Origin of the sequence: Vibrio sp. V43_P6S15P86, from assembly GCF_009904725.1 — a bacterium.
GTDB classification, from domain to species: Bacteria; Pseudomonadota; Gammaproteobacteria; order Enterobacterales; family Vibrionaceae; genus Vibrio; species Vibrio diabolicus.
In genome coordinates this window covers 1-10,311 of the sequence record NZ_WXWT01000311.1, presented here as the reverse complement: position 1 = coordinate 10,311, position 10,311 = coordinate 1, and the positions used below count along the sequence as shown (strand labels likewise).

The window sequence follows — 10,311 nt, the reverse complement described above, 5'->3', positions numbered from 1 at the left end:
TCACTACGTTGATCTCAGTGGTGTATTACATCAACAGCAGTAAAAGTTTGGAAGCGGAGCTGGCAAGAGACAGGCAAGAGCTCATCGAAACGAAAAAGAAAGAGTTACAAGCCTACATGATGATGGGCGTGACGGCGATAAAACCGTTATACGACGCGGATGTAAATGGAAGTAATAAAGAGGCAGCAAAAGAAATTTTGAAAGCCATGCGCTTTGAAAGCGATGGCTACTTTTTTGCCTACGACTCTCAAGGTGTGAATACGTTGCACGCCATCAAACCTGCATTAGAGGGTAAAAACCTTTACGACTTAAAAGATGAAAATGGGGTCGCAGTTATTGCGGGCTTGATTGACGCTTCTCAAAAAGGGGATGGGTTCCTCTATTTCTCGTGGCACAAACCGACCATTGACGCACAAGCGCCTAAGTTGGGCTATGCAGAATATCTATCGAAATGGGACTGGGTTTTAGGTACTGGCGTTTATATTGATGACATCGACCAGCAAGTTGCGATGCACAGAGAGTTAAAGACTCAAGAGCTAAAAGAGCATACATTATCTGCCGTGTTGATTTCCGTTATTGGATTGATCATTACCAGTGTTCTCACCAGTATCGTGGTGTCTAAAGGCATTCAGCCATTACAACATGTCGCGGCTTCATTAAAAGATGTTGCCGCAGGCGGCGGTGACTTAACGGCTCGTTTAAAAGTCGAAAGTCAGGATGAAGTCGGTGAAGTGGCGGCCGCGTTTAATGATTTTATGGATAAGCTGCACCCACTGATGCAGGACATTCATCGCTCTGCGACGACAGTACAGACCGTTTCCCAAATCCTGAACACTCAGACCAGCCAAGCGAGCGGTCAAATGCAGGATCACTGTTTAGAGACGGACAAAGTCGTGACGGCAGTGACGCAAATGAGCATGACTGCCAAAGAAGTAGCCAGCAATACTAATGCGACCGCGCAGGCAATTGACGATGCCAACAGTCAAGTCACCGCTGCTCAGCATGAGGTCGAGCAAGCAATAGAAGGCATTACCGAACTCGTGACGGAGATAGACAGCACGTCAGATGCAATTTCTGAGTTGAGTTTACAGACTGAAAAAATAACCAAAGTGCTGGATGTGATTGGCGAGATAGCCGAGCAAACGAATTTGTTGGCCCTAAATGCGGCGATTGAAGCGGCTAGAGCCGGTGAGCAAGGTCGAGGGTTTGCCGTCGTTGCGGATGAAGTGCGCTCGTTAGCCAGTCGTACACAAAATAGTACTCATGAAATTGGTGACATGCTTAAGCAGCTACAAAATGGTGTATCAAGAGCGGTCAGTACGATGTCGGTGAGCCAAAAAAGAGGTGTCAAAACGGCGGAAGAATCGGCGCTCATTCAGCAATCTCTTTCTGGTGTTCATAATTCTATCGGTACGATTCGAGATATGGGGATTCAAACCGCGTCTGCCGCCGAAGAACAAAGTGCAGTTGCAGAAGACATCAACCAAAACTTAGTGGCTATTCAACAGATCGTGAACAAAATTAATGAGACGTTGCAGCATGCCGAGTCAATCAGCACGCAGCTATCACAGTCTGGAACGGAAATTCACGGCTTGGTTGGCAACTTTAAACTCTGATGAACTGTTAAGTTGCATGGAAAGCACTGATGGTACGAAGAAAGCGAAAGTCATACTCGACTTTCGCTTTTTGTTTTGTGGAATAGGGACACTTTCCATATAAAGAGACATCAGATGATACTGAAAGCTTTGCCAAATGAGTCCATGCCCAGAGAGAAGCTACTGCAACGAGGGCCGCAAGCTTTGACCGATGCTGAGCTACTGGCCATCTTCTTGCGCACAGGCACCCGCGGAATGAACGTGATTGAGCTTGCAGATTTCCTTATTCAAGACTTTGGTTCGCTAAGACAACTATTTTCAGCATCAGAAGAAGAGTTTTGTCGTCACAAAGGATTGGGGCAAGCCAAGTATGTTCAATTGCAAGCGGTACTAGAAATGACACAACGTTACTTGGCGGAGACGCTAAAGCGTGGTGATGCCTTAACCAGTCCCGACCAAACTAAGTTATATCTGTCTTCTATTTTAAGGGATCGGCAAAGAGAGGCTTTTTATATTCTTTTTCTCGATAACCAGCACCGAGTGATAAAAGATGAAATTTTATTTGAAGGAACGTTGGATGCAGCGTCGGTGTATCCGAGAGAAGTCGTCAAGCGTGCTCTACATCATAACGCGGCGGCTTTGATTTTGGCGCACAATCATCCTTCAGGCGTCGCTGAGCCGAGCCAAGCTGACAGAAGGATTACAAGGCGTCTCATCGACGCATTAGCATTGGTGGATATTCGTATTTTGGACCATTTCGTCATCGGAGATGGGGAAAGTGTCTCTTTTGCTGAAAGAGGCTGGATATAACTGTGCGTTTTTTAGGTTGTTAGTTGCTAAAAATCTGCTATCATCCACGCCACTAAATTTTTAACTGAATTCAGCTTGGACTGCTAAAAAAATCTGCTGTCTAAAAAAAGATCACGAAAACCTGTAAAAAGGATCTGTTCGGGTCTTGAGCAATGCATATCAAGTTAGTATAATGCGCGACCTTTGATAGCCTTGTATGGATTTTCCATAGCGGTTCTTAACCTCTAACTTCTTTTCGAGAGATAGAGAGGTTCGGCCACCAAGGTTGATATCGAGCTGAAACGATTTTGGAGAAGACATTCATGTCACGAGTATGCCAAGTAACTGGTAAGCGTCCAGTAACGGGTAACAACCGTTCACACGCACGAAATGCTACTAAGCGTCGTTTTCTGCCGAACCTACAAACTCATCGTTTCTGGGTAGAGAGCGAAAAACGTTTTGTTAAACTACGTCTATCTGCTAAAGGTATGCGCATCATCGACAAGAAAGGTATTGATACTGTTCTTGCAGACATGCGTGCACGTGGCGAAAACGTTTAAGAGGAAATAAGCAATGGCAAAGAAAGGCGTTCGTGAGAAAATCCGTCTAGTATCTTCTGCAGGTACAGGCCACTTCTACACAACTGATAAGAACAAGCGTAACATGCCAGGCAAATTTGAGATCAAAAAGTTTGATCCAGTAGTTCGCCAGCACGTTATGTACAAAGAAGCAAAAATCAAATAATTGGTTTCAGTCTCTTTGAGGAATTGAAAAACCCAACTTTCGAGTTGGGTTTTTTATTACGTGAATAAAAGTGCTGAAGAAAAGGTTCAGTACGTCATCGGGTTATAAGGCACTGCTGAAGTTATTCTACTGGTCCGACTCTATACTCGAATTTTTGATTGATCGCCTCTGCCGCTTAGTCACCACTCCCTACACACTTGCACACCGTTGTTCTAGTCAAGCTCAATACTCTTTGGTAATTTACTCATAACGATAAGAGAGTAGAGATGGTTATGCGTGTGAGTCCGGCTCGTCGCCGCCGATGGAACAATATTCTTATTCTGGGCATTATCGCATTTATAGTGATCTTAAATGCGCCGATGTGGATCAAAACTTACCTATTAACAGATCAAGCAGACCCTTACCCAAATGTACTTCGCTCCGACTATACGGTGGAGTCTTTGTACTATAGTGGCTGGGAGTTCGAGCTGCATGATGGACGGTGGCAATCCAACATCAAAGTTGATGCACCGATCAGTGAACTTGTATCACGCTGGCAATCATTGGAAGGGACCGAGCTCACCTCAGAACAGTACGATCATTTAAAACCTAACCTGGCGGTACCTGAAACGGTAGAAGTTTGGTATCAGGATCTCGAAGAGCCGCAGCGGGTGACTTTCTTTCGTTTACCTGATTTTTGGCTATTTAAAACCTGGCAAGACAAATGGGTCGCTATCTCCGTCGATGAAAACTACCTTATGCCAGAGTAGAGCCTTTTTTCGCCTATACCCCTAATAAGCTTCCCTATTTATCGTTTTTCTTTTCGATTATGCTAGCAGCGAGAACTATTAGCCGGTGAATTGGAGAATCTAATGCCTGAGTTGCCAGAAGTTGAAGTCAGCCGTATGGGGATTAGCCCCCACATGGTTGGACAAACGATCCAGTCGTTTACTTTTCGAACGCCTAAATTGCGCTGGGATATTCCTACAGAGCTTAAAAAATTGGAAGGGCAGGTGATCCGTGCGATTAGCCGTCGTGCGAAATACTTACTGATCGAGACAAACACAGGTACAGCCATTGTTCACTTGGGCATGTCTGGGTCTTTACGTGTCCTAGATGCTGACTTTCCGCCAGCAAAGCACGATCATGTGGATCTCAAACTAAGCAGTGGAAAAATACTGCGTTATAACGATCCGCGTCGTTTTGGGGCATGGCTGTGGTGTGCTCCTGGCGAGTCACATGCTGTGCTAGCAAACATGGGGCCTGAGCCTTTAACTGAAGAGTTCAATGCGGAATATGTAGCGGAGAAAGCTAAAAATAAGCGTGTCGCCGTCAAGCAGTTCATCATGGACAACAAAGTCGTGGTTGGTGTTGGGAACATCTACGCGAATGAGTCGTTGTTTAAGTCTCGAATTCACCCTTCAAGGCCCGCAGGTAAGTTGACTTCTCAAGAGTGGGGGTTACTTGTTGAAAATATCAAAATGACACTTGAGATTGCCATTACGCAAGGTGGGACTACGCTGAAAGACTTTGCGCAAGCCGATGGAAAGCCGGGTTACTTTGCACAAGAGTTACTAGTTTACGGAAAAGCCGGAGAGCCATGCCCAGAGTGCGGCGAACGACTTCAAGAGCTAAAGATTGGCCAGCGTAATACCTTCTTTTGTAGTGAGTGTCAGAAGTAAGTCGAGCTATTATCGAGCTTAAGTTGTTGTAATCTTGCGCTCGAGCCTCAATAATTCAATCAGTTTCGAATAACTTAGTAAATTATATGAAAGTCATTTATCCGGGCACTTTTGATCCAGTGACTAATGGTCACCTCAATCTAATAGAACGTACTCACGAAATGTTTGATGAGGTTGTGATTGGCGTAGCCGCAAGCCCATCGAAGAACACTATGTTTTCATTGGAAGAGCGCGTTGCACTGATGCAGGACGTTGTAGCGCATTTACCTGGTGTGACGGTAAAGGGGTTCTCCGGGTTATTAGTGGATTTCGCGAGAAATGAGAAAGCTAAGGTTCTTATTCGTGGTTTACGAACAACGGTAGACTTTGAATACGAGTTTGGACTGACCAACATGTACCGAAAGCTATTACCAGGAATCGAGAGCGTATTTTTAACTCCTGAAGAAGAGTTTGCGTTTTTATCGTCGACTATCGTGAGAGAAGTAGCGATTCATGGCGGAAGTATCGAACAATTCGTTCCCAAGCCAGTAGCCATCGCGATTGGGGAAAAACTCAATGAAAGACAGTAAGTTCCCTTATTATTTCTCAAACGCTCTCTCGATACTTATCCCTCGCTTTGTATATCGAGCACAAGCCAAGCGTTTACTTTCGAATCTGACCGAAGCAGAGCAGCAACGCTGTATTGAGCGGGTGAACTATTACAATAAGTGTGAAACGCCGTTTTCAGTTGATAGCCGAGAACAAAGTTACTCGACCATCGATACATTCAAAAAAACGAAAGGCTGGACGTATTTTTTCGATCTTCGCCAAGTTGTACGCTATTTCCCTTCCAGTTTTGCGTTTAACTACATCAACGGCGATGTTACACACATCCCCAATGTACCGAGCTTTATAAAAAGCCGCCCTATTTTTGGTAACAACCAAAATTCAGTGGTGTTGAAACTTAATCAAGTTCGTCATTTTAAATTTATTGATGATCCTGTTCGCTATCAAGATAAAAAGGACATGGTAGCGTGGCGCGGCGTGGGTTTTCAGCCGCATCGTAAAAAGGTGATTCATGCGTTTTACAACCATCCGCAATGCAATATTGGCCAGACCCGCCCGGTAGAAGGGAAACCATGGGAAAAGGGCTTTATGAGTATTGAAGAGCAACTGCAGTATAAGTTTTTGCTCTGTATAGAAGGCAATGATGTGGCCACCAACCTTAAGTGGGCTATGTCGTCTAACTCCTTGGTTATTATGTCAAAGCCAAAATATGAGACTTGGTTTATGGAAGGTAAGTTAGAGGCAGGCGTCCACTATGTTGAAGTGAAGGATGACTATTCGGATTTGCCCGAAAAGATGGATTATTACCTAGCGAATGAGCAAGAAGCATTAGCGATCATTGAAAATGCGCACCAGTGGGTTGAGCAGTTCAAAGATAAACGTAAAGAGCGTTTGATCTCATTGATGGTTGCCGATAAGTACTTCGCTTTATCTCAGCAACAATAAAAAAGGGGCGAAACGCCCCTTTTTTATAATCTTAAGCTTCTAGAAATTGATCAACACCATTCTCACAGCGTTTAAGCTTGTTTTTAATGGTGTTCTCTAAAATCTCGTCATTTTGTCCGAGTGACGCGCGAGAGTTTTCTACGTGGTACAAGTGGTAGCCTACACCTGCGAATTTTAGGTAAAGACGTGACTTACCCGCATTCAACATGCGATGAACAAACTCGCTGTCTTCGCGTCCCCATCCAACAAAATCTTGGTTGAAGCCATTCACCTCGATGACATCTTGTCGCCAAAACGCCATGTTGCAACCGCGAGTGGCTTTATCGTTATTGCGCTCGTAAGAGAACCATTTCGATAGCAAAGCGTTGGTGATGCAGTTTTTACGATTGCGAATGCCTTTGCTGAAGATAGAAGGCACTAAGCCGTTTTCCATGATGGCCTTGCTGCAGTTTTCATCCGTTAACACGCGTCCACCCTGCACAAACCAATTTGGCTTTGCGACTTGCTTATGTGATTCAATAAACGTTTGAGACAACACCATGTCGCCATCAATCATGATGAGGTAGTCACCTGATGCTTTTGCGATCGCACGGTTGCGGCTCATTGAAAGTTGAAAGCCATTATCTTCGTGCCAGCTATGAATAAGTGGTACTGGAAAGCCGTCACGCAGTTGGTTGATCATTGCTTTGGTATCGTCTCGAGAACCGTCATCTGCAACAATTACTTCGTCAGGCAAAACGGTTTGACGTTTCACGCTTTCTAACACCGCTTTTAATGCTTCTTTCCAGTTGTAAGTGGTGATAATTAAAGTCGTTTTCATGATTTTCTTGCCTGTTCACGTAAGTAGAGATCGATGTATTTTACAAAAGTAGAGTGCATGCTTAGCCAAGCTAGAATGAAGCCATGTTTGCCATCAAGGAAACCTCGTTTGAGCACATACATCTTCAAAAAGCTCGCAAGAGCGTGAACGATAGCGGTCGTTAACCCCGCTTTCTTTTTACCTTCCCGTTCATCTGTCCAAGCCTTGAGGTAACCAGTGGTTTTATTGATGTAATGATGAAGGTGCTCGTAAGTGTAGTGATGCAGTCGACCATCCAGCTTTTCAGTTTGATAGTTTTTCTCATCAACTTTTTCATGAACGAGCGAATCATTATATTGTGTATATTCGGTGCGATATAAGCGCACAATCCAGTCTGGAGACCAACCAGAATGGTAGATGAACTTACCAAACGCTGAGCTTAGTCGATTAAGTTTGTATAAAACGTTCGGCTTATTGGCTGATACCGCGTGTAAGATACTTTCTTTTAGCTCTGGAGTGACTTGTTCGTCCGCATCAAGCCACAAAACGTAGTCTGCCGTAACGTATTGCTGCGCCAGTTGGCGCTGTTTACCGAATCCTGGCCAATCTAGGTTGGTGTAAAACTTATCTGTGTATTGTCGGGCGATTTCTTCAGTGCGATCAGTGCTGCCCGAGTCTAGAAGGACAATCTCATCGACCCAATCTTTTACTGTGTCTAGACAAGCTTGTAAGTGCTTCTCTTCATTTTTTACAATTAAGGCAACGGCTAAGGTTGGTTTGGACAAGGTCATTTCCTTCTTAACAAATCAAGACAGTAAGTTTACTGGTATTGAGGATACAAATCTTCTAAGACTTGATCGAACATGCTCATTACTTGAGTGCTGGTAATGCGGTTCATTGCCGTTTCATCTTTAGCGCGAGTTCGCCAGCTTAACTCGTGACTGTTTTTACCTGTTTCCGCAAAGATCGTTTCTTCATACACTGAGACAACGTATTTTAGATAACGGTAAGGTCCCACTCGCAGCGGATTATGGTGTGCATAGAGCCCGATGATTGGTGTTTTCATTGCATTCGCCATGTGTGCTGGTCCGGTATCGGGGGCGATGACCATTTCAACCTTATCTATTAACGCAAGCATTTGCAGAATTGAACTTTGTCCAACTAAATTTAGACACGGTTCTTCCAAGCGAGATTGAATGGCCTCTGCCAGATCCAATTCTACCTGAGCAGGGCTGCCTGCCAGAATCACGTTCCAGCCTTTTGCTCTGGCGTGATGAATCACATCCACATAACCTTCCGCGTTCCAGTTTTTATAAGCTTTGCTCGCACCAGGCACAATCAGCAGGTTAGGTTTACTACGAGAAATATGAGACTCTGCCCAAGCTTGGTCGTGGTCTGAATAAGAAAGTACCCAGTCTAGTCCTGCCTTTGGTACCCCAATTTGATGGGCAAAGGCCATTAAGCCATCTGCGACATGCAGAGGTTGCGGGGAAGGCACTTTGACATTGGTAAATAGTGTTTGAAAGTCCTGGCTTCTATCAGAAGAGAAACCAAGTTTGTATTTTGCTTTAATGCCCAACGTTGCGACACTCGCTCGAATCGCGTACTGCATATGCAATAGCGCATCAAACTCTCTGCCTTTCAGCTGTCGCCAAAGTGATTTGTAGCCATCAAGTCCCGCTTTTTTATCAAAAACAATCACTTCTACGCCATCAATGGCGGCTAATAACTGGGCTTCAAGTTTACCCGTTATCCAAGTAATCTGGGTCGAAGGCCAGTGTTTCTGAATAGCTTGAACGGTGGCGATGGTATTGCAAACGTCTCCAATAGCGGACAAACGCAAGATGCATAATGACGATGGGGCAGAAGTGAACATAATTATTGTCTGATTCGATGAATAGAGGCAGGTAAATTATGCAGACATCCCCAATAAATGTAAAATACACGGCTCGAATATAGCTAAGTACTGATAAGTGTTCTGCAATGTCAAAGATAACACCGCATCAATCGCAAGAATCTGGCAAACCGGGTAATACCGGGCTAAAGCGCATCGTTAAAGCAACGGGTTATTCGATCCAAGGATTAAAAGCGGCTTTTAAGCATGAAGCTGCCATTCGACAAGAGTTGGCTCTGTTGAGTTTCGCTGTGATTTTGGCTTGGCTAGTGGATGTCGGCATGGTTGAGCGTATCTTAATGATCGGGGTCGTGGTGTTAGTCTTGATTGTAGAGCTTGTGAATTCAGCTATTGAGGCGGTAGTGGATCGTATCGGTATTGAACGGCATGAACTCAGTGGTCGAGCTAAAGATATAGGCTCTGCTGCCGTTATGGTTGCTTTGGCGTTTGCTGCATTTACTTGGTTGTATATATTAGCCAGCCGGTATTTAGGCTAGAGGGTGAGCGTATGACTCAACAGTATAAAAACAACAACCAAGTGATCTGGTTTGATGACGAGATCATTACAGACCCTAGCCAACCGATATTTGATGCGGAATACTGGCAGTCCTCCGACAAGGTGGTTGGCAGTGCGACGGGGCGAGGCACGACATGGTTTATCCAACTAGAGAACATGCAAGCGGCACTACGTCATTACCGTCGTGGCGGTTTGTTTGGGAAGTTAGTTAACGATCATTATTGGTTCTCTGGCTGGGATAACACCCGTTGTGCGCAAGAGTTTCAGCTTTTGTTGGCGCTAATTGAGGCTGGGGTACACGTTCCTCGTCCTATTGCAGCAAGAGCCGTAAAGTCAGGACTCTTCTATCAAGCTGATTTATTAAGTGAGCGAATCCCAAACGCCAGAGATCTGGTTAGTATCTTGCAAGAACAGTCTTTATCGGTAGAAATGTATCAGAAAATAGGGCAAGAAATTGCCAAGATGCATCAGGTTGGCGTTAACCATACCGATTTGAATATCCACAATATCTTGATCGACGACAAAGATAAGGTATGGATTATCGATTTTGATAAGTGTCGTTTTGAAACTTCTGGTGACTGGAAGCATCAAAATCTAAATAGACTTCTGCGTTCATTTAATAAAGAGCGTTTAAAGCGACAGATTATTTGGCAAGAGTCCGATTTTGAACATTTTCAGGACGGTTATGCTTCTCAATCTTAATTGAGTTTTTTATCATTTTATATTGATTGCTCTAAGTAAGCCTTCTTGAGTCTCACGATGCTCGAGTGAGTCTATAAACTACAATAATCATAAAGTATTCATGTGTATCTGATGGCACA

The 10,311-nt window shown here is 44.3% G+C and carries 13 protein-coding genes; 10 read left to right on the top strand and 3 right to left on the bottom strand.

Going from position 1 to position 10,311, the window contains the following annotated elements; translation table 11 throughout:
• The 8 genes from CAG69_RS13855 to CAG69_RS13820 form a co-directional block, all read left to right on the top strand.
• On the top strand, positions 1-1,616 hold a 1,616-nt coding region (locus tag CAG69_RS13855), incomplete at its 5' end, for a methyl-accepting chemotaxis protein (RefSeq protein WP_161444729.1).
• Between the two features lie 114 nt (positions 1,617-1,730).
• On the top strand, positions 1,731-2,405 hold the full coding sequence (gene radC / locus CAG69_RS13850; protein WP_017820707.1) for a RadC family protein: 675 nt from the start codon (positions 1,731-1,733) through the stop codon (positions 2,403-2,405).
• Positions 2,406-2,707: 302 nt separating this feature from the next.
• Positions 2,708-2,944 (top strand): 50S ribosomal protein L28, encoded by a 237-nt coding sequence (gene rpmB / locus CAG69_RS13845; RefSeq protein WP_005384783.1) that lies wholly within the window; start codon positions 2,708-2,710, stop codon positions 2,942-2,944.
• Positions 2,945-2,957: 13 nt separating this feature from the next.
• The gene (gene rpmG, locus CAG69_RS13840) at positions 2,958-3,128 is read left to right on the top strand and encodes a 50S ribosomal protein L33 (protein ID WP_004410866.1); all 171 of its coding nucleotides are present in this window, start codon (positions 2,958-2,960) and stop codon (positions 3,126-3,128) included.
• A gap of 272 nt (positions 3,129-3,400) precedes the next feature.
• The gene (locus CAG69_RS13835; RefSeq protein ID WP_025998646.1) at positions 3,401-3,877 is read left to right on the top strand and encodes a hypothetical protein; all 477 of its coding nucleotides are present in this window, start codon (positions 3,401-3,403) and stop codon (positions 3,875-3,877) included.
• 102 nt (positions 3,878-3,979) lie between these two features.
• Positions 3,980-4,789, top strand: coding sequence for a bifunctional DNA-formamidopyrimidine glycosylase/DNA-(apurinic or apyrimidinic site) lyase (mutM, locus tag CAG69_RS13830; RefSeq protein ID WP_053349744.1), 810 nt, complete (start codon positions 3,980-3,982; stop codon positions 4,787-4,789).
• A gap of 86 nt (positions 4,790-4,875) precedes the next feature.
• Complete coding sequence (gene coaD, locus CAG69_RS13825; RefSeq protein ID WP_017820709.1) at positions 4,876-5,358, top strand: pantetheine-phosphate adenylyltransferase; 483 nt, start codon at positions 4,876-4,878, stop codon at positions 5,356-5,358.
• Positions 5,345-6,280 carry a glycosyl transferase family 90 gene (locus CAG69_RS13820; RefSeq protein ID WP_053303391.1) on the top strand — a complete coding sequence of 312 codons (936 nt, stop codon included), beginning with the start codon at positions 5,345-5,347 and terminating at the stop codon, positions 6,278-6,280. Before coaD ends, CAG69_RS13820 begins: the two co-directional genes overlap by 14 nt.
• Positions 6,281-6,311: 31 nt before the next feature.
• Here CAG69_RS13820 and CAG69_RS13815 read toward each other — a convergent pair whose 3' ends face one another.
• The 3 genes from CAG69_RS13815 to CAG69_RS13805 are packed head-to-tail and all read right to left on the bottom strand — an operon-like array spanning position 6,312 to position 8,955.
• Complete coding sequence (locus CAG69_RS13815; protein WP_161444727.1) at positions 6,312-7,100, bottom strand: glycosyltransferase family 2 protein; 789 nt, start codon at positions 7,098-7,100, stop codon at positions 6,312-6,314.
• A complete protein-coding gene (locus CAG69_RS13810) occupies positions 7,097-7,864 on the bottom strand; it encodes a glycosyltransferase family 2 protein (RefSeq protein ID WP_047103887.1) in 768 nt (255 codons plus the stop codon). The genes CAG69_RS13815 and CAG69_RS13810 overlap by 4 nt, the downstream gene beginning before the upstream one ends.
• A 35-nt stretch (positions 7,865-7,899) precedes the next feature.
• Positions 7,900-8,955, bottom strand: coding sequence for a glycosyltransferase family 9 protein (locus CAG69_RS13805; protein WP_161444725.1), 1,056 nt, complete (start codon positions 8,953-8,955; stop codon positions 7,900-7,902).
• Between the two features lie 107 nt (positions 8,956-9,062).
• On the opposite strand from CAG69_RS13805, the gene CAG69_RS13800 reads away from it, so the two are divergent.
• Positions 9,063-9,470 (top strand): diacylglycerol kinase, encoded by a 408-nt coding sequence (locus CAG69_RS13800; protein ID WP_145473343.1) that lies wholly within the window; start codon positions 9,063-9,065, stop codon positions 9,468-9,470.
• Between the two features lie 11 nt (positions 9,471-9,481).
• Entirely contained in the window at positions 9,482-10,192 is a 711-nt protein-coding gene (locus CAG69_RS13795; RefSeq protein WP_005379425.1) for a 3-deoxy-D-manno-octulosonic acid kinase, read from the top strand.
• Positions 10,193-10,311 lie beyond the last annotated feature (119 nt).